The organism is Acidovorax sp. PRC11, from assembly GCF_031844105.1.
In the GTDB taxonomy this organism is placed as follows: Bacteria; Pseudomonadota; Gammaproteobacteria; order Burkholderiales; family Burkholderiaceae_C; genus Paracidovorax.
The window spans coordinates 223,773-242,518 of record NZ_JAUZUQ010000006.1 but is presented as its reverse complement, the minus strand read 5'-3'; the positions used below and the strand labels follow the sequence as shown (position 1 = coordinate 242,518).

General features: G+C 69.9%; 14 protein-coding genes. 2 read left to right on the top strand and 12 right to left on the bottom strand.

What is annotated here, in order from left to right:
* Nucleotides 1-195 precede the first annotated feature (195 nt).
* On the top strand, nt 196-1,857 hold the full coding sequence (locus Q9R47_RS09370; RefSeq protein ID WP_311232934.1) for a methyl-accepting chemotaxis protein: 1,662 nt from the start codon (nt 196-198) through the stop codon (nt 1,855-1,857).
* Between the two features lie 98 nt (nt 1,858-1,955).
* Nucleotides 1,956-4,271 (top strand): FUSC family protein, encoded by a 2,316-nt coding sequence (locus tag Q9R47_RS09365; RefSeq protein WP_311232933.1) that lies wholly within the window; start codon nt 1,956-1,958, stop codon nt 4,269-4,271.
* 10 nt (nt 4,272-4,281) lie between these two features.
* Here the strand turns inward: Q9R47_RS09365 and dgoD are convergent, their stop codons facing one another.
* The 12 genes from dgoD to Q9R47_RS09305 all read right to left on the bottom strand — a co-directional run bounded on the left by dgoD (nt 4,282) and on the right by Q9R47_RS09305 (nt 18,686).
* Nucleotides 4,282-5,430: a galactonate dehydratase gene (dgoD, locus tag Q9R47_RS09360; RefSeq protein WP_311232932.1), complete on the bottom strand. Its 1,149-nt coding sequence runs from the start codon at nt 5,428-5,430 to the stop codon at nt 4,282-4,284.
* A gap of 13 nt (nt 5,431-5,443) precedes the next feature.
* Complete coding sequence (locus Q9R47_RS09355) at nt 5,444-6,175, bottom strand: 2-dehydro-3-deoxy-6-phosphogalactonate aldolase (protein WP_311232931.1); 732 nt, start codon at nt 6,173-6,175, stop codon at nt 5,444-5,446.
* A complete protein-coding gene (locus Q9R47_RS09350; protein ID WP_311232930.1) occupies nt 6,172-7,236 on the bottom strand; it encodes a 2-dehydro-3-deoxygalactonokinase in 1,065 nt (354 codons plus the stop codon). Before Q9R47_RS09350 ends, Q9R47_RS09355 begins: the two co-directional genes overlap by 4 nt.
* A 10-nt stretch (nt 7,237-7,246) precedes the next feature.
* Nucleotides 7,247-8,185, bottom strand: coding sequence for a dihydrodipicolinate synthase family protein (locus Q9R47_RS09345; RefSeq protein WP_311232929.1), 939 nt, complete (start codon nt 8,183-8,185; stop codon nt 7,247-7,249).
* A gap of 20 nt (nt 8,186-8,205) precedes the next feature.
* Nucleotides 8,206-9,939: an IlvD/Edd family dehydratase gene (locus tag Q9R47_RS09340; RefSeq protein WP_311232928.1), complete on the bottom strand. Its 1,734-nt coding sequence runs from the start codon at nt 9,937-9,939 to the stop codon at nt 8,206-8,208.
* 52 nt (nt 9,940-9,991) lie between these two features.
* The gene (yjfF, locus tag Q9R47_RS09335) at nt 9,992-11,011 is read right to left on the bottom strand and encodes a galactofuranose ABC transporter, permease protein YjfF (RefSeq protein ID WP_311232927.1); all 1,020 of its coding nucleotides are present in this window, start codon (nt 11,009-11,011) and stop codon (nt 9,992-9,994) included.
* Nucleotides 11,008-12,063, bottom strand: coding sequence for an ABC transporter permease (locus Q9R47_RS09330; RefSeq protein ID WP_311232926.1), 1,056 nt, complete (start codon nt 12,061-12,063; stop codon nt 11,008-11,010). The genes yjfF and Q9R47_RS09330 overlap by 4 nt, the downstream gene beginning before the upstream one ends.
* Nucleotides 12,056-13,627 (bottom strand): sugar ABC transporter ATP-binding protein, encoded by a 1,572-nt coding sequence (locus tag Q9R47_RS09325; protein WP_311232925.1) that lies wholly within the window; start codon nt 13,625-13,627, stop codon nt 12,056-12,058. The genes Q9R47_RS09330 and Q9R47_RS09325 overlap by 8 nt, the downstream gene beginning before the upstream one ends.
* Before the next feature lie 5 nt (nt 13,628-13,632).
* Nucleotides 13,633-14,865: a multiple monosaccharide ABC transporter permease gene (gene mmsB, locus Q9R47_RS09320; protein WP_311232924.1), complete on the bottom strand. Its 1,233-nt coding sequence runs from the start codon at nt 14,863-14,865 to the stop codon at nt 13,633-13,635.
* A gap of 1 nt (nt 14,866) precedes the next feature.
* A complete protein-coding gene (mmsA, locus tag Q9R47_RS09315; protein ID WP_311232923.1) occupies nt 14,867-16,384 on the bottom strand; it encodes a multiple monosaccharide ABC transporter ATP-binding protein in 1,518 nt (505 codons plus the stop codon).
* Nucleotides 16,385-16,531: 147 nt separating this feature from the next.
* A complete protein-coding gene (chvE, locus tag Q9R47_RS09310) occupies nt 16,532-17,602 on the bottom strand; it encodes a multiple monosaccharide ABC transporter substrate-binding protein (RefSeq protein ID WP_311232922.1) in 1,071 nt (356 codons plus the stop codon).
* A 115-nt stretch (nt 17,603-17,717) separates the two neighbouring features.
* Complete coding sequence (locus tag Q9R47_RS09305) at nt 17,718-18,686, bottom strand: ABC transporter substrate-binding protein (RefSeq protein ID WP_311232921.1); 969 nt, start codon at nt 18,684-18,686, stop codon at nt 17,718-17,720.
* Nucleotides 18,687-18,746 lie beyond the last annotated feature (60 nt).

The following is an 18,746-nucleotide window of genomic DNA, read 5'->3' as shown; positions in this document are numbered from 1 at the left end:
CGCAGCCGGCATGCAGGCCGGTGTTCCATGCTGGGGAATATGGAGAAATCCTGGTTGGATTCATCTCCGACTGATGCCACGGAATTGATGGATGTAATTACCTGCGTGACCGATCGTTCATATCATTTGCATGCATTTCCGGCCACCGCTGCCCCTGCGGCGCAGCCTGCCCCCGCACACCAGAAGTATTCCAACATGACCGCTTTTTCTCGCATAGGCATCGCAAAACGGCTGTACGCAGTCAGCATCATTCTCATCCTGGCGCTGACGGGCGCCGCGGCGATGGCCTGGGTGCAGCTCGGCAACGTGGGGGCGCTGGCCCATGCCACAGAGCATGTGCGCGTGCCCCAGCTCACGCGCATCGCCGCCATCGAGCTGAGCATCACGCAGATCTCCCTGCAGATCCGCCACGCCATGCTGGTGCGGTCGCCGGAGGCGATCAGGGCGACGCTGGCCGACATCGACACGAAATACCAGCGCATCGCCGACAACGATGCCGCGTTCCTCGCAGACCTGCAGGACCCGAAGGCGCGCGATGACTTCATCCACGTCTGGCAGGCGCTGGAGCAGGAGTTCAAACCCATCGCGGACCGCAACCTGAAGCTGGCCGTCGAAGGCCGCACCGAGGAGGCGGTGGCGGTGCTCGTGGGCGAGACGATTCCCATGCGCAACCGCCTCCTGGCCTGGCTGGGCAAGGAGCGCGAGCGGCAGACCGCCATGCTGCGCTCGGAAATCACCAGCGTCCAGGCGGATGCGTTGAAGACCCGCCGGCAACTGCTGGTGCTGGTGGTGGCGATCGCGCTGGGCCTCATGGTCTTCTCCGGCTACATGGCGCATCTGCTCAAGCGCCGCGTGGCGGATTCGCGCCGGGTGGTCGAGCGCGTGCGGGATGGTGACCTGACCGTGCCGGTGGTGGACGGTGCGCGGGACGAATTCAGCCCCTTGCTGGCATCCATGGCCGAGATGCAGCGGGCCCTCACGCGCGTGGTGTCCACCGTGCGCGAAGGGTCCGACAGCGTGGCGACGGCCTCGGCCGAGATCGCGCAGGGCAACAACGACCTTTCCGCACGCACCGAGCAGCAGGCCAGTGCGCTGGAGGAGACCGCGGCGTCGATGGACGAGCTGGGCGCCACCGTGCGGCAGAACGCCGACCATGCGCAGCAGGCGAGCCGGTTCGCGCAGAGCGCCTCCGACGTCGCCGCGCGCGGCGGCGCGGTGATGGCGCAGGTGGTGCGCACGATGCGCGGCATCGACGAGAGCAGCGGCAGGATCGCGGAAATCATCGGCGTGATCGACGGCATCGCGTTCCAGACCAACATCCTGGCGTTGAATGCCGCCGTGGAGGCCGCGCGGGCCGGCGAGCAGGGCCGCGGTTTCGCGGTGGTGGCGTCGGAAGTGCGGAGCCTGGCGCAGCGCAGCGCCGAGGCCGCCAAGGAAATCAAGGGCCTCATCACCGCCAGCGTGGAGCGGGTGCGCCAGGGCTCGGAACTGGTGGACCAGGCCGGCGAGACCATGACCGAGGTGGTCGATTCCATCCGCCGCGTGACGGAGGTGGTCTCCGAGATCAGCGTGGCGAGCCGCGAGCAGAGCGCGGGCGTCGGGCAGGTGGGCGAGGCGGTGACGCAGATGGACCAGGTCACGCAGCAGAACGCGGCACTGGTGCAGCAGAGCGCCGCGGCCGCCGATGCGCTGCGGGCCCAGGCCGACCGGCTGGTGGCCGCGGTGGCGGTGTTCCGGCTGCAGGGCGGGGAAATGCCCGGATCCGGTCACGCGCCGGCGGCGGACGTTCCGCGCATGGCGGCGCCGCGCACACCGGCGGCGCCGCGCCTCGTCCTCGGCGCGGGCGCGCTGGCTTAGCGCATGCCGCAGCGGCGCGCGCGGCTCCGGGCACCGCACTGCCGGATCCCGGGCAGGGGCCCGCGGGGCGTGCCGCGCTGCAGTAACCTCGGCGGGCTATGAGGCGTCTATCGAATCACCGTCTGCGTTCGGCCCTGCGCGTGGCCCTGAGCCACTACGTGGCCAACGGCCTGTCCGTGGCGCTCGGGCTGCTGCTCATCTCCGTGCTGGTGCATGCCTGGCTCGGTCCCGCGGCGGCCGCGGCCGCCTCGGTCGGCGTGGTCGTCTGTTCGCCGCCCGATCTGCCCGGGCCGCGCCGCGGCAAGCTGTGGCAGATGCTGCCGGCGCCGCTGCTGGGCATCCCCCTCTTTTTCGCGGTGCAGTGGCTGCATGGCGATCCGCTGCATCTGGGCCTGCTGCTGGTGCCCGGCACCTTCCTCGCGTTCCTCGCGATGGCCTGGGGCCGCCGCGGCATTCCCATCGCCGTGGCGGTGATGTTCTCGATGATCTTCTCGATGGCGGCTGCGTCGCGGGTGCCGGCAGGCGCCGATCCGCTGCCCGCGGCGCTGGCGATCACGGCGCATTTCGCGCTGGGCGCGGGGCTGTACGTGCTCTATGCCGTGGCGGCCAATCGGCTGCTGAACGCGCGCTACCGCGTGCAGTTCGTGGCCGATACCCTGCTGTCGCTGGCGGCCCTGATGCGCGCGCAGGCGCGGCTGTTCGACGGCGCGCATGCCGGCACGGCGGCGGCGGATGCCACCGCCCCGGCGCACGGCGCGGCGCATGCGGACGAGGAAGCCGGGGTGCGTGCCGCGGGGGCCGAAGAGCCGCATGCGCTCACCGGCCTGCTGCTGCAGCGCCAGGCCGCGCTGGCCGAACAGCTGCAGGCCGCGCGCAACATCGTGCTGGAGTCTCCCACCACGCCGCGGCGCCAGCGCCTGGCGGGCATGCTGCTGCTGGTGCTGGAGATGCGCGACCACCTGCTGGCCTGCGAACTCGACGTGGAAACGCTCAAGGCCCATCCGGGCCACGTCCCGGTGCTGCATGCGCTGCGGGGGGTGCTGCACGACGTGGCCAGGGAGCTGGCCCACATGGCGGACGCCTTGCTGCGGGGCGGCCGGCCGGACCCGTTCACCGACGCGCGGCCCGCGCTCGCACGACTGCGCTGGAGCGATCCGCTGCCCGCGCAGGCCGTGGGCGGGCCGTCTCCGCATGCGCTGGCCCGGGGCCTGGCGGACCGCGTGGGCCATATCAACGACGAGGCGCTGCGCCTGAACGCGCTCGCGCGGGGCGACGCGCCGCCGAACCTGGCGGTGGTGCGCGCCAGCTGGCAGATGTTCGTGAGCCCCACGGCCTGGTCGTGGGCGCCCCTGGCGACGCTCTGGCGCTGGGATGCGCCGCCCTTGCGCCATGCCGTGCGCGCGGCCCTGGCCCTGGCCGCCGGCTTCGTGGTGGCCCAGTCGCTGCCGTGGGGGACGCACGCCTACTGGATCCTGCTGACCATCGTCGTGGTGCTGCGCGGCAGCCTGGCGCAGACGCTGGAGCGCCGCAACAGCCGCGTGGCCGGCACCTTGCTGGGCTGCGTGCTGGCGGCGGGCGTGCTGGCCTCGCATCTCTCCGCCTGGCAGCTCATCCTGTGCCTGACGATCGCGCAGGCGGTGGCGCACGGGTTCGCCGTGCGCCGCTACCTCGTCACCGCCGTGGCGGCCACGGTGCTGGGGCTGGTGCAGTCGCACATGCTGCATGGCGGCGGCAGCGGCAGCACCGCCATCGATCTGCTGGAGCGGCTGGCGGACACGCTGATCGGCACCGGCATCGCCTGGGCGTTCGCCTACGTGCTGCCGTCGTGGGAGCGCTCCCAGATCCCGGCGCTGGTGCAGCGGACGCTCGCGGCCCAGGCCCGGCACGCCCGCGAGGCGCTGGCCCTCGGGCAGCTGCATGCGGTGGACAACGCTCCGGAGCTGGCGTGGCGGCTCGCGCGGCGGGAGGCGTACGACAGCCTGTCGGCCCTGGTGCAGGCCACCCAGCGCGCCATGGCCGAGCCGCGCGCGGTGCAGCCGCCGGTGGCCGCGCTGGAGCGGCTGCAGGCACGCTGCTACCAGTTGCTGGCGCAGCTGACGGCGATCAAGACCATGCTGCTGCTGCGGCGCGGCCGGCTCGATGCCGAGGCGCTGCAGGCACCCCTCGCGCAGACCGCGCTGGCGGTCACGCAGTGGCTGGAGGGCGCGCCCGATGCCGCTCCGCTCCCGGTGCCGGGCCCCCTGGTGTCCGGCGACGCGCAAGGCTGGCCCGACCCCCAGGACGGTGACCTCGGGCCGTGGCTCATCCGCCGGCTGGGGCTTGCGACGGAGCGTGCGGCCCAGGTGCGGGTGGCGGCACTCGACGCCATGGCGCCCGCCGGTTCCCCGGCGCCCCCGGACGCGCCGGGGCACTAGGCGCGGCGGCCTACCACTCGGCGAAGCTTCCGTCCCGGTGGCGCCAGACCGGGTTGCGCCAGCGGTGGCCCTGCCGGGCGCGTTCGCGCACGTAGTCCTCGTTGACCTCGATGCCCAGGCCGGGCCCGCGCGGAATGGTGACCATGCCGTCCTGGTAGGCGAAGACCTGGGGGTTGGACACGTAGTCCATCAGGTCGTTTTCCTGGTTGTAGTGGATGCCCAGGCTCTGCTCCTGGATGAAGGCGTTGTAGCAGACGGCATCGAGTTGCAGATTGGCCGCCAGCGCGATCGGGCCCAGCGGGCAGTGCAGGGCCAGGGCCACGTCGTAGGCCTCGGCCATCGAGGCGATCTTGCGCGTCTCGGTGATGCCGCCGGCGTGCGAAGGGTCGGGCTGCACGATGTCGGCATAGCCCTCCTGCAGCACGCGCTTGAAGTCCCAGCGCGAATAGAGCCGCTCGCCCAGCGCGATGGGCGTGGAAGAGATGCGGGCGATCTCCTTCAGCGCCTCGTCGTGCTCGCTGAGCACCGGCTCCTCGATGAACATGAGCTTGTAGGGCTCCAGTTCCTTGATCAGCACCTTGGCCATGGGCCGGTGGACGCGGCCGTGGAAATCCACGCCGATGCCCACGTGGGGACCCACGGCCTCGCGCACTGCGGCCACGTTCTGCAGGCAGCGTTCCACCTTGTCGAAGCTGTCCACGTACTGCATCTCCTCGGTGCCGTTCATCTTCACGGCGCTGAAGCCGCGGCCGACCGCATCACGGGCCTGGCGCGCGGTCTCCGCCGGCCGGTCGCCGCCGATCCAGCTATAGACGCGGATCCTGTCGCGCACCTGGCCGCCCAGCAGTTCGGACACCGGCACGCCCAGGGCCTTGCCCTTGATGTCCCAGAGGGCCTGGTCGATGCCGGCCAGCGCGCTCATGTGGACGCCGCCGCCGCGGTAGAAGCCGCCGCGGTAGAGCACCGTCCAGTGGTCTTCGATGTGGCGGGGGTCCTTGCCGACGAGGTAGTCGGCCAGTTCCTCCACGGCGGCGGCCACGGTGTGGGCGCGGCCTTCGAGCACGGGCTCGCCCCAGCCGACGATGCCCTCGTCGGTCTCGATCTTCAGGAAGCACCAGCGCGGGGGCACCAGGAACGTGGTCAGTCGGGTGATCTTCATGGTGGGGGAAATGTCAGGAAACCGTGGCGGCGTTGAGCGGGGGGCGGGCGGCCGGGGCCGCCGCCGCGGCGCCGGGCGCGGTGCCCTGTCCGCAGGTGCGCGCCATGCCGTAGGCCTCGTGCCAGGCCTGGATGAAGGCCACGGCCTTGCGGGCCACGTCGGCGGCGCCGTTGCCGGGGCGGTACAGGGCCGAGCCCAGGCCGAAGCCGCTGGCGCCCGCGGCCGCATAGGCCGCGATGCTTTCGGGCGCGATGCCGCCCACGGGCGCCAGCGCGACGCTGGGCGGGATCACGGCGCGCCAGGCTTTCAGCACGGACGGGGGCAGGGCCTCGGCCGGAAAGAGCTTGAGCAGGCTGGCGCCGGCGGCCAGCGCCGCATAGGCCTCGGTCAGCGTGGCCACGCCGGGCGCGCAGGCGAGACCCGCCGCGCGCGCGGCGCGGATCACGGCCGCATCGCTGTGCGGCATGACGATGATCTGCCCGCCGGCCTCGGCCACGTCGGCGCAGTCCTGGGCTGACAGCACGGTGCCCGCTCCCACCACGCAGTCGGCCGGCAGGACGTTGCGCAGCGCGCGGATGCTGGAGAGTGGCTCCGGCGAGTTGAGCGGCACCTCGATGATGCGGAAGCCCGCGTCGTAGAGGGCCTGGCCGATGGGCTCGGCCTCATGGGGCTGGATGCCGCGCAGGATGGCGATGAGGCCGCAGCGCTGCAGGGCGTGGAACAGGGTGTGGTCGATGGGGGTCATGCGGCAAGGCTTTCTGCGGAAGATGGTTGCTGCGGCGCGCCCGGGGCCGGCAGCCCGGCGGCCTGGGCGATCTGCCAGAGCCCGGTGGGCGTGGCCTGCGCGGCGATGGCGGGCTCCGCGAAGCCCTGCAGCCGCAGGGCCAGGGCGTAGCGGCGGCACAGGTCGGGCTCGCCGCAGAGCAGGGACTGGACAGGCGCCGCCGAGCCGCCCGGCGGATGCACGCGGGCGAGTGCCGCGACCTCGTGGCCGATCAGCAGGCCCGAGAGATAGTCGGCCTGGGCGCCGGCGGGCAGCACGCCGGTGAGGCCCAGCGTGCGCGTGCTGAAGATGTGAGAGAGCAGGCCCAGGCCGGCATCGCTGCCGCTCGCCACCTGCAGGCCGCGCACGAAGGCTGCGTCGTCTGGCACGGCGCCGTCCTGCGCGCCTGGTGCCGCGGCTGCGGCCATGGTCTTGCCCAGGATGGTGTGGCTGCGCAGGGCGGCGAAGACCTCGCCGGTCATGAAGGTGTGGAAGCCCGCGATGCCGCCATGCTGCGCCACCACCCATTTGCTGTGGGAGCCGGGCAGGCCGACCAGCCAGGGGCAGGCGTCCTCGGCAGGCCGCAGGGCCAGCACGCCCAGCACCTGGGTCTCTTCGCCGCGCATCACGTTGGGCAGCTCGCCGGGCTGCAGCAGGCCGGGCACGATGTGCAGCGGCTGGCCGCCGGGGCGCTCCACGCGGGTCAGGCCCTGGGCCAGCGCGTCGAGCGAGGTGGGGGTGTGCAGGTAGCGCGCCTCGCGCCAGCCCTGGGCACTGCCCACCATGCCGCAGGCCAGCAGCGGAAGGTGCGGCGCGGCGGCGAGCCAGTCGCCGCAGGTGTCCTGCAGGGCGCGCTCGAAGGCGGCTTCGGGGCTGGCGTCGGCGCCGGCCGGCGCCGGGGGCAGATGCATGATGCCCCAGGGACGATGGCGCAGTTCCAGCACGCGGGCCCCGTCGCCCAGGCGGTAGGCGCGCAGCGAACTGGTGCCCCAGTCGAGCGCGACGAGGCGGGTGCCCTGGAGGTCGGCGGCGGAGCCGTTCATGGCTTGCAGCTCAGCGGGCCCAGCGCAGCACCAGCGGATCGAGCCGGCGCGCGATGTCGATCAGGCCGCGCCGCACCTCGGGGTGCATGGGCGGGAACGGGTGGCGGCCGGCCTCGCAGGCGATCACGCCGCCTTCCTTCATCAGTGCCTTGGCCGTGAGGATGCCGCCCTGGCGGTTTTCGTGGTTGATGAGCGGCAGCCAGCGCTGGTAGAGCGCGAAGGCCTGGTCCATGTCGCCCTGGCGGTGGGCCTCGATGATGGGACGGATGCCGTCCGGGAAGGCGCCGCCCGTCATCGCGCCGGTGGCGCCCGCGTCCAGGTCGGCCAGCAGGGTGATGGCTTCTTCGCCGTCCCAGGGGCCTTCGATGGCGTCGCCGCCCAGGCGGATCAGCTCGCGCAGCTTGCTGGCGGCACCGGGCGTCTCGATCTTGAAGTAGGCCAGGTGCTCGATCTCCTGCGCCATGCAGGCGAGGAACGGGGCGGACAGCACCGTGCCGCTGGCCGGGGCGTCCTGCACCATGATGGGAATGTCGATCGCGTCGGACACCTGGGCGTAGAACGCGTGGATCTGCGCCTCGGGCACGCGGAAGGTGGCGCCGTGGTAGGGCGGCATCACCATGACCATGGCGGCGCCCATGTCCTGCGCGGCGCGGCTGCGCTCGGCGCATACCCGGGTGCCGTAGTGGGTGGTGGTGACGATCACCGGCACCCGGCCGGCCACGTGCTCCAGCGACGTGCGCGTGAGCGTCTCGCGCTCCGCGTCCGACAGCGAGAACTGCTCGGAGAAATTCGCCAGGATGCACAGGCCATCGACGCCGGCATCGATCATGAAATCCAGGCAGCGCTTCTGGCTCTCCAGATCGAGGCCGCCGTCCTCGTGGAACGTGGTCGGCACGACCGGGAAGATGCCGCGGTAGCGGGGGGATTGGGCAGAGTGTGTTGCTGGCATGGAATCTATGGGCGCAATGGTCAGTGTGAGTGGCGAGGGACGGCAGCACCGCGGCACCCCACCAGGAAATCGAAGTCGCAGCCCTCGTCGGCCTGCAGCACGTGATCGACGTAGAGGCGCTGGTAGCCGCCGCGCCCGCCGTGGTCGATGGCGGCCAGCTCGGCCAGGCGCGCGGCCAGTTCCTCGTCGCTGATGTCCAGGTGCAGGCGGCCCTGTTCGCAGTCCAGCTCGATGAAGTCGCCGTCGCGCACGGCGGCCAGCGGGCCGCCGGCCGCGGCCTCGGGCGCCACGTGCAGCACCACGGTGCCGTAGGCCGTGCCGCTCATGCGGGCGTCGGAGATGCGGACCATGTCCTTCACGCCGCGCCGCAGCAGCTTCGGCGGCAGCCCCATGTTGCCCACCTCGGCCATGCCGGGGTAGCCCTTGGGGCCGCAGTTCTTCATGACCATCACGCAGGTCTCGTCGATGTCCAGGTCCTCGTCGACGATGCGCGCCTTGTAGTGCTCCAGGTTCTCGAACACCACGGCGCGGCCCCGGTGGCGGAGCAGCTCGGGCGTGGCGGCCGAGGGCTTGAGCACCGCGCCGCGCGGCGCGAGGTTGCCGCGCAGGATGCAGATGCCGCCATCCGCGATCAGCGGGTTGTCGAGCGGGCGGATCACCTCGTCGTTGTACTGGGGCGCCTCGCGCACGTTGTCCCAGAGGCTCTTGCCGTTGACGGTGAGCGCGCCGGGATGGGGCAGCAGGCCGTTCTCGCCCAGGCGGCGCAGCACGGCGGGCAGGCCGCCCGCGTAGTAGAACTCTTCCATCAGGAAGCGGCCCGAGGGCTGCAGGTCCACCAGCGTGGGCGTGCCGCGGCCGATGCGGGTCCAGTCCTCCAGGTCGAGCTGCACGCCCATGCGGCCGGCGATGGCCTTCAAGTGGATGACGGCATTGGTCGAGCCGCCGATGGCGGCATTGGTGCGGATGGCGTTCTCGAAGGCTTCGCGCGTGAGGATCTTCGAGAGCGTGAGCCCCTCGTGCGCCATCTCGACGATGCGCTTGCCGGACATGTGCGCCAGCACGTAGCGGCGCGCATCCACGGCCGGAATGGCGGCGTTGTGCGGCAGCGAGGTGCCCAGCGATTCGGCCATGCAGGCCATGGTGCTGGCCGTGCCCATGGTGTTGCAGGTACCGGCCGAGCGCGACATGCCGGACTCGGCCGCGAAGAATTGGTGCTCGGTGATCTCGCCGGCCTTCAGCGATTCGTGCAGCTGCCACACGGCCGTGCCCGAGCCGATGTCCTTGCCCGCCAGCTTGCCGTTGAGCATGGGCCCGCCCGTGACCACGATGGCCGGCACGTCGCAGCTGGCCGCGCCCATCAGCAGCGCGGGCGTGGTCTTGTCGCAGCCGGTGAGCAGCACCACCGCATCGATCGGGTTGCCGCGGATGGCTTCCTCCACGTCCATGCTGGCCAGGTTGCGCGTGAGCATGGCGGTGGGGCGCAGGTTGGATTCGCCGTTGGAGAACACCGGGAATTCGACCGGGAAGCCGCCCGCTTCGTAGATGCCGCGCTTGACGTGCTCGGCGATCTTGCGGAAGTGCGCGTTGCAGGGCGTGAGCTCGGACCAGGTGTTGCAGATGCCGATGATCGGGCGGCCGTCGAATTCGTGGTCCGGGATGCCCTGGTTCTTCATCCAGCTGCGGTACATGAAGCCGTTCTTGTCGGCCGTGCCGAACCATTCGGCGGAGCGGAGTTTGCGCGGGGGAGTAGTCATCTTGGGGCTCGGGAGGGATGCGGGGAAAGGAAGCGGAAAAAGGCGGCGGCGGTCATCGCCGCCGGCCGGAGCGGCGCGTGAGCAGGCGCTGCAGCAGGCAGAAGACGAACAGCAGCACGCCGACGGCGATGCGTGTCCACCACGAGCTGAGCGTGCCGTCGAAGGAGATGAGCGTCTGGATGATTCCGAGCATCAGCACGCCGAACAGCGTGCCGGCCACGTAGCCCACGCCGCCGGTGAGCAGCGTGCCGCCGATGACGACGGCGGCGATGGCGTCCAGCTCCATGCCCACGGCATGCAGGCCGTAGCCCGAGAGCATGTAGAAGGTGAAGACCACGCCGGCCAGGGCCGAGCACAGGCCCGACAGGGCATAGACGCCCACCAGCGTGGAGCGCACGGGCAGGCCCATCAGCACCGCCGAATGCTCGCTGCCGCCCACCGCGTAGACCGCGCGGCCGAAGGGCGTGCAGTGCGCGACGAAGATGCCGGCCAGCACCACGGCGATGGCGATCAGCGCGCCCAGCGAGAGGGAGGCGGTCTCGGTCAGCTGCAGGCGCCATTGCGCGAGTTCCGAATAGCCCTCGTGCGTGATGCTGATGGAGTCGATGCTGATGAGGTAGCACAGGCCCCGGGCCAGGAACATGCCGGCCAGCGTGACGATGAAGGGCTGCAGGCGGAAGCGCTCGATGAGCAGCCCCATGAACGCGCCGAAGCCCAGGCCCATCGCCAGCACCACGGGCACGGCCGCCGCGGGGCTCCAGCCGTGGCGCTCCACCAGCGATGCGAACACCATGGTGGTCAGCGCGACCACGGCGCCCACCGACAGGTCGATGCCGCCCGAGAGGATCACGAAGGTCATGCCCACCGCGACGATGATGAGGAAGGCGTTGTCGATCAGCAGGTTGAGGAACACCTGGGCCGAGAAAAAGCCCGTGTAGCGCACCGAGCCCAGCGTGGCCATGGCCACGAAGAGCGCGATGGTGGCGGCCAGCGGCAGGTACCGGGCGTTCAGGCGCGGGCCGCGTGCGCCGGATGATGCGGCGGTCGTGGCGGGGGGCATGACGGCGCTCATGGCAGGGCCCTCCGGGCAGCGGGGCGGCGTACCAGCAGTCCCGCCTGGGCGCGGAATTCGGGCGACTGCAGCAGCATGACCACGAACACCACCACGGCCTTGACCACCAGGTTGACTTCGGGCGGCACGCCCAGCGAATAGATGGCGTAGGTGAGCGTCTGGATGATGAGCGCGCCGATCACGCTGCCGGCGAGGCTGAAGCGGCCGCCGGTGAGGGCCGTGCCTCCCAGCGTGACGGCCAGGATGGCGTCCAGTTCCATCAACTGGCCGGCGTTGTTGCCGTCCGCGCTCTTCACATTGGAGCTGATGAGCAGGCCCGCGATGCCCGCGCACACGCCGCAGAACACATAGGCCGCCAGGATGAGCCGGCCCGCCTGCACTCCGGCCACCCGCGCCGCCGTCGGGTTGACGCCCACGGCCTGGATGAAGAGGCCCAGGGCCGTGCGCGTGACGGCCAGATACAGCACCGCGAACACCGCTCCCGCCACGAAGAGCGAGAACGGCAGCCCGGCCAGGTAGCCGCCGCCCATGAAGAAATAGGGCGTGTAGTAGATGGTGATGATCTGCCCGTCGGTGATGAGCTGGGCGATGCCCCGGCCCGCCACCATCAGGATCAGCGTGGCGATGATGGGCTGCATGCCCACCCTGGCCACCAGCACGCCGTTCCAGAGGCCGCACAGCAGCGCCACGCCGAGCGCGCCCAGGATGGCGACCGGCAGCGGAAAGTGGCTTTCGGTGGCCGAGACCGATCCGCCGATCAGCCAGGCCGCCACGGCCGCGGCGATGGCCACCGTGGCGCCCACCGAGATGTCGATGCCGCGCGTGGCGATCACCATGGTCATGCCCAGCGACACCAGCACCAGGGGCGCGGCGCGGTTGAGGATGTCGATCAGGCTGCCGTAGAAATGGCCGTCGCGCCATTCGATGTGCAGGAAGCCCGGGTTGAAGGCCGTGTTGACGGCCAGCAGGAGCAGCAGCGTGATCACCGGCCAGGCGAGGCGGTGGCGCAGCAGCGCGGCGGGGTGGAAGGGGGAAGGGCGCGAATCAGGCATGCTCGTGGTCTGCGATGAGTGCATAGATGACGTCCTCGCTGCTGCCGGCGGGCAGCTCGCCCACCTTGCGGCGGTCGCGCAGCACCACGATGCGGTGGGCCACGCGCACCACCTCGCTCATTTCGGACGAGATGAAGAGCACGGCCATGCCGGACCGCGCGAGGCGCAGGATCTGGTCCATGATTTCCTGCTTGGCGGCCACGTCGATGCCGCGGGTGGGCTCGTCGAGGATCAGGAGGCGCGGCTCGGTCGCCAGCCAGCGCGCCAGGATGGCCTTCTGCTGGTTGCCTCCCGACAGCAGGCCGATGGGCGTTTCGATGCTGGCGGTCTTGATGCCCAGCAGCTGCACGTAGCGCTCAGCCAGGGCGGCCTGCTCGGGCCGCGAGAGGAAGCGGCCCACCCCCATGCGCGCCTGCAGCGCCAGCGCGATGTTCTCGCGCACCGAGAGTTCGGCCACGATGCCGTCGGTCTTGCGCTCTTCGGGGCACAGGGCCAGGCCCTGCCGGATGGCGTCCATGGGGTTGGCGAAGGCCACGGCGCGGCCGTCGATGCGCAGCATGCCGCGGTCGGGTTGCTCCAGCCCGAACAGCAGGCGCGCCAGCTCGGTGCGTCCCGCGCCCAGCAACCCGGCCAGCCCGACGACTTCGCCGGGCCGGATCTGCAGGTCCAGCGGCTGCAGCTGCCCCGCCTGGCCCAGCCCCTCGGCCTGCAGCAGCGCGGGCGCCGGCGTGGCCCCCGCATCCTGCGGCGCCGGCGCATGGGCGGCCTGCGCGACCAGCTCGCGGCCCAGCATGGCGGCGATCAGCGCCTGTGGGCCGAGGTCCGCGGCCAGCCATTCGCCCACCCAGGTGCCGTTGCGCAGCACGGTGATGCGGTCGGACACGGCATAGACCTGGTTCAGGAAATGGCTGACGAAGACGATGGACAGGCCCTCGGCGCGCAGGCGGCGCAGCACCTCGAACAGCTTGCGCACCTCGTCGTCGTCCAGGCTCGACGTGGGCTCGTCCAGGATCAGCACCCGCGCATCGATGCTGAGCGCCCGCGCGATCGCCACCAGCTGCTGCACGGCGACGGGATAGTCGGACAGCAGGCACGTCACGTCGATGTCCAGCCCGATGCGGGCGACCAGTTCGTGTGCGCGCTGCTGCATCCGCGCCCCGTCGATCCGCCAGCCCTGCGCCAGCCCGTGGCGCGGATAGCGGCCGGCGAAGATGTTCTCGGCCACCGACAGGTTGGGGCAGAGGTTGACCTCCTGGTAGACCGTGCTGATGCCCAGGCGCTGGGCCGCCAGCGGCGAGTCGGGCCACACCGGCTGGCCGGCCAGGCGCATCTCGCCGCCGCTGGCCTTGAGCACGCCCGTGAGCACCTTGATCAGCGTGGACTTGCCCGCGCCGTTCTGCCCCATGAGCGCGTGGATCTCGCCGGGGTAGAGCCGCAGCTGCACGTCCTGCAGCACCGGCACGCCGGCGAACTGCTTTCGGATGCCCGCCAGTTCCAGCACCGGCGCCGGCGCTGCAGCAGCTGCGGTGGCTGCCGTGGCGGGGGCTTGCAGGATCGGGTCCATGGCGGTCAGGCCTTGTTCTTGTGGTACACGTCCACCAGCACGGCGGCCAGCAGCACCACGCCCTTGATGACCTGCTGGTAGTCGATGCCGATGCCCAGGATGGACATGCCGTTGTTCATCACACCCATGATGAAAGCGCCGATCACCGCACCCATGACCTTGCCCACGCCGCCCGAGGCCGAAGCCCCGCCGATGAAGCAGGCCGCGATCACGTCCAACTCGAAGCCGAGGCCCGCCTTCGGCGTGGCGGTGTTCAGCCGGGCCGCGAACACCAGGCCGGCGAGCGCCGCCAGCACGCCCATGTTCACGAAGGCGTAGAACGACAGGCGCTCGGTCTTGATGCCCGAGAGCTTGGCGGCCTTCTCGTTGCCGCCCATGGCGTAGATGCGCCGGCCGATGGTGGTGCGGCTGGCGACGAAGTCGAACAGCACGACCAGCAGCGCCATCACGATCAGCACGTTCGGCAGGCCCTTGTAGGAGGCGAGCAGGTAGCTGAAATACACCATCAGCGTGGCGAACACCGCATTGCGGGCGACGAAGAACGCTGCGGGTTCCACCTGCACGCCATGGCGCACGCGGTTGGCCCGCGCGCGGATGCCCGCCACCACCAGCGCGGCGGCCACGGCCACGCCCAGCAGCAGCGAGGTCACCTTGAGGCCCTGCATGTTGAAGAAGTCGGGGATGAAGCCGGAACTCAGGCGCTGGAAGGATTCCGGGAACGGCCCCACGGACTGCCCGGCCAGCAGCGCCAGCGCCAGCCCCTTGAAGACCAGCATGCCAGCCAGGGTGACGATGAAGGACGGGATGCGCGAGAACGCCACGAACCAGCCCTGCAGCCCGCCTATGACGCCGCCGCACAGCAGGCAGACCAGCGTGGCGGGAACGAAGTGCCACTGGTACTGCACCATGAGCACGGCCGCCAGCGCGCCGATGAAGCCGCTGACCGAGCCTACCGACAGGTCGATGTGTCCGGCGACGATCACTAGCAGCATGCCCAGCGCCATGATGACGATGTAGCTGTTCTGCAGCAGCAGGTTGGTGAGGTTCAGCGGCTCCATCAGGGTGCCGTCGGTCATGTACTGGAAGAAGCCCATGATGGCGACCAGCGTGATCAGCATGCCGTATTCGCGCAGGTGGTGGCGGGCGTGGTCGAGCGGCGAACGGGCGGCGCGCGCGGGCCCGGCCGATGCTTCGGCCGCGGTGGAGGAGGGGGAGGGCGTAGAGGTCATGGAAGACATGTCAGTGGGCTTTCACGATGGCGCTCATGATCTTTTCCTGCGATGCCCGGGCCGTGGGCATCTCGGCGACGAAGAGGCCTTCGTTCATCACGTAGAGGCGGTCGGTGATGCCCAGCAGCTCGGGCATCTCCGAGGAGATCACGATCACGCACTTGCCTTCGGCGGCGAGCTGCGCGATGAGGGTGTAGATCTCGTATTTGGCACCCACGTCGATGCCGCGCGTGGGCTCGTCGAGGATGAGGACTTCGGGGCGGGTGAAGAGCCATTTGCCCAGCACCACCTTCTGCTGGTTGCCGCCCGAGAGGTTGAGCGTCCTCTGGTCCACCCCGGAGGAGCGGATGCGCAGGCGCTCGCGGAAGCCCTGGGCCACCGCATACTCCGCGCCGGCGTCGATCACGCCGGCGGTGGAAACGCCTTGCAGGTGGGCCAGCGAGATGTTGAACTGGATGTCCTCGTTCAGCACCAGGCCGTTGCCCTTGCGGTCTTCGGTCACGTAGGCGAGGCCCTGGCGCACGGCTTTTTCCACGGTGCCCACGTCCACGGGGCGCCCGTCCATCAGCACCTCGCCGCTGATGCGCCGGCCCCAGGAGCGGCCGAAGAGGCTCATGGCCAGCTCGGTGCGGCCCGCGCCCATCAGGCCGGCGATGCCGACGATCTCGCCGCGCCGCACCTGCAGGTCGATGCCCTTGAGGAAGGGCGCCTCGGGCCGCTGCGGGTGGTAGGCCTGCCAGCCGCGCACCTCGAAGGCCACGGGCCCGATCTCGGGCGTGCGCGGCGGATAGCGGTCGGCCATCTCGCGGCCGACCATGGCCTGGATGACGCGGTCCTCGCTGATGGGCGCGGCGCGGCAGTCCATGGTCTCCACCGTGCTGCCGTCGCGCAGCACGGTGATGGAGTCGGCCACACGCGAGATCTCGTTGAGCTTGTGGGAGATGAGGATGCAGGTGATGCCCTGGCTTTTCAGCTCCAGCAGCAGGTCCAGCAGGGCCTGGCTGTCGTTCTCGTTCAGGCTGGCGGTGGGTTCGTCCAGGATCAGCAGGCGCACCTGGCGCGACAGCGCCTTGGCGATTTCGACGAGCTGCTGCTTGCCCACGCCCAGCTGGCCCACCAGGGTCTCGGGCGATTCCTGCAGGCCCACCTTGCGCAGCAGCGCCTGCGTCCTGGCGTGCGCTTCCATCCAGTCGATGATGCCGTGGCGGGCGGTCTCGTTGCCCAGGAAGATGTTCTCGGCGATGGAGAGCAGGGGCACCAGGGCCAGTTCCTGGTGGATGATGATGATGCCCTGGTGCTCGCTGTCGCGGATGCCGGAAAAGCGCCGTTCCTCGCCATCGAAGACGATCTCGCCGCTGTAGCTGCCGTGCGGATAGACGCCGGAGAGCACTTTCATCAGCGTGGATTTGCCCGCGCCGTTCTCGCCCACGATGGCGTGGATCTCGCCGGCCTGCACGCGCAGGTTCACGCGGTCCAGGGCCACCACCCCGGGGAAGGTCTTGCGGATGTTCCGCATTTCAAGAAGCATGGTCTTGCCGTCCGATGGACATCGCTGAAGGTAAATCGTCGGGGCGGCCTGATGCAGCGGCGGCGCTCCCCGGCTGGAGGGCGCCACTGCCTGCTGCACCACGCCTGAGGGCGCCACCCCTTCCAAAAAGGGTGGCGCTCCAGCCCGTTACTTGATCTGCGATTCCTTGTAGTAGCCGCTGTCCACCAGGACCTTCTTCCAGTTCGACTGATCGACCAGCACCGGCTTGAGCAGGTACGAGGGCACGACCTTCACGCCGTTGTTGTAGGTCTTGGTGTCGTTGATCTCGGGCTGCTTGCCCGTGAGCACGGCGTCCACCATGTTGGCGGCGACCTTGGCGAGCTCGCGCGTGTCCTTGAACACGGTGGAGGTCTGCTCGCCCTTCAGGATGGACTTGACCGAGGGCACCTCGGCGTCCTGCCCGGTGACGATGGGGCAGGGCTGCTGGGCCGTGCAGTAGCCCACTCCCTTGAGGGACGAGAGGATGCCGATGGAGATGCCGTCATACGGCGAGAGCACGGCGTCCAGCTTGTCCTTGCCGTAGTAGGCCGACAGCAGGTTGTCCATTCGGGCTTGGGCCGTCGCGCCGTCCCAGCGCAGCGTGCCGACCTTGTTCATGCCGGTCTGCTTGCTGCGCACGACGAGCTTGCCGCTGTCGATGTAGGGCTGCAGCACGCTCATGGCGCCGTCGTAGAAGAAGAAGGCGTTGTTGTCGTCGGGCGAGCCGCCGAAGAGTTCGATGTTGAACGGGCCCTTGCCCTGCTTCAGCCCCAGCTTGTCCACGATGGACTGGGCCTGCAGCACGCCGACCTGGAAGTTGTCGAACGTGGCGTAGTAGTCGACGTTCTTCGAGCCCTTGATGAGGCGGTCGTAGGCGATGACCTTCACGCCCTTGTCGGCCGCGCTCTGCAGCACGCGCGAGAGCGTGGTGCCGTCGATCGAGGCGATCACCAGCACCTTGGCGCCCTTGGTGACCATGTTCTCGATCTGGGCGAGCTGGTTGGGGATGTCGTCGTCGGCGTACTGCAGGTCGGTCTTGTAGCCGCGCTCCTTGAGCACCCGGACCATGTTGTCGCCGTCCGCGATCCAGCGGGCCGAGGACTTGGTGGGCATGGAAATGCCGATGCTGCCCTTGTCCTCGGCATGTGCAGCGGTGATGCTGCCGGCGGCGCACAGGGCGAGGACGGCGGCGGCGGTCTTCAGAAAGTTTCTTTTCACGGGTGGTCTCCTGGTTTTTATGGGTGTGGCGGATCGGGGAAAGGGCGGGCCGCCTGCGTGGCGCCGGCAGGCCCGTGGGACACTGGGGGGCGGACAGGTCGGGGTTCTGTCGCCCTCAGTACTTGCGCTTGGGGAATTCCTGGGCGGCGGTTTCCATGGGGAAGATGCCTTCTTCCGTCACGATGCGCTTGGGCACCGGCTTGCCGGCCTTGATGTCCTTCACGGCGGCCATCAGCTGCGGGCCGAGCAGCGGGCTGCACTCGACGGTCACGTTGAGCTTGCCGGCCATCATGGCCTCGAAGGCGCCCTTCACGGCATCGATGGAGATGATGGTGATGTCCTTGGCAGGCTTCAGGCCGGCCTCCTCGATGGCCTGGATCGCGCCGATGGCCATGTCGTCGTTGTGCGCGTACAGCACGTTGATCTTCTTGCCCTCGGCCTTGAGGAAGGCCTCCATCACTTCCTTGCCCTTGGCGCGGGTGAAGTCGCCGGTCTGCGAGCGGATGATCTTGAACTTCGCGTCGGCCTTGATGACTTCCTCGAAGCCCTTCTTGCGGTCGATGGCCGGGGCCGAGCCCACCGTGCCCTGCAGCTCGACGATGTTCACGTCGCCCTTGCTGTCCTTCATCTTCTTGACCAGCCAGCGGCCGGCCTTGCGGCCTTCTTCCACGAAGTCCGAGCCCATGAAGGTGACGTAGAGCGAGGTGTCCTTGACGTTCACGGCGCGGTCCGTGAGCACCACCGGGATCTTGGCGGCCTTGGCCTCGCGCAGCACCGGCTCCCAGCCCGATTCGACGACCGGCGAGAACGCGATCACGTCCACGCGCTGGGCGATGAACGAGCGGAGGGCCTTGATCTGGTTCTCCTGCTTCTGCTGGGCATCCGAGAACTTCAGCTCGATCCCCGCGTCCTTGGCCGCGGACTTGATCGATTCGGTGTTCGCGGTGCGCCATTCGCTTTCCGCGCCGACCTGGCTGAAGCCCAGCACGATGGGCTTCTGCGCCCAGGCGGCCGAGGGCAGCAGGGTGGCGGCGGGCACGCATGCGAGGGCCGCGGCCAGTGTCCGTCGGGTCAGTTTCGTCATCTTCGTCTCCTGTCTTTGTGGTGTTGTGAGGGGAACCGTAGAAAAAGGGGAGGGGCGGGG

Excerpts from the sequence above, each read along its gene's own strand:
- Q9R47_RS09370 (WP_311232934.1), top strand. The coding sequence starts at position 196 with ATGACCGCTTTTTCTCGCATAGGCATCGCAAAACGGCTGTACGCAGTC.
- Q9R47_RS09365 (WP_311232933.1), top strand. The coding sequence starts at position 1,956 with ATGAGGCGTCTATCGAATCACCGTCTGCGTTCGGCCCTGCGCGTGGCC.
- dgoD (WP_311232932.1), bottom strand. The coding sequence starts at position 5,430 with ATGAAGATCACCCGACTGACCACGTTCCTGGTGCCCCCGCGCTGGTGC.
- Q9R47_RS09355 (WP_311232931.1), bottom strand. The coding sequence starts at position 6,175 with ATGACCCCCATCGACCACACCCTGTTCCACGCCCTGCAGCGCTGCGGC.
- Q9R47_RS09350 (WP_311232930.1), bottom strand. The coding sequence starts at position 7,236 with ATGAACGGCTCCGCCGCCGACCTCCAGGGCACCCGCCTCGTCGCGCTC.
- Q9R47_RS09345 (WP_311232929.1), bottom strand. The coding sequence starts at position 8,185 with ATGCCAGCAACACACTCTGCCCAATCCCCCCGCTACCGCGGCATCTTC.
- Q9R47_RS09340 (WP_311232928.1), bottom strand. The coding sequence starts at position 9,939 with ATGACTACTCCCCCGCGCAAACTCCGCTCCGCCGAATGGTTCGGCACG.
- yjfF (WP_311232927.1), bottom strand. The coding sequence starts at position 11,011 with ATGAGCGCCGTCATGCCCCCCGCCACGACCGCCGCATCATCCGGCGCA.
- Q9R47_RS09330 (WP_311232926.1), bottom strand. The coding sequence starts at position 12,063 with ATGCCTGATTCGCGCCCTTCCCCCTTCCACCCCGCCGCGCTGCTGCGC.
- Q9R47_RS09325 (WP_311232925.1), bottom strand. The coding sequence starts at position 13,627 with ATGGACCCGATCCTGCAAGCCCCCGCCACGGCAGCCACCGCAGCTGCT.
- mmsB (WP_311232924.1), bottom strand. The coding sequence starts at position 14,865 with ATGTCTTCCATGACCTCTACGCCCTCCCCCTCCTCCACCGCGGCCGAA.
- mmsA (WP_311232923.1), bottom strand. The coding sequence starts at position 16,384 with ATGCTTCTTGAAATGCGGAACATCCGCAAGACCTTCCCCGGGGTGGTG.
- Q9R47_RS09305 (WP_311232921.1), bottom strand. The coding sequence starts at position 18,686 with ATGACGAAACTGACCCGACGGACACTGGCCGCGGCCCTCGCATGCGTG.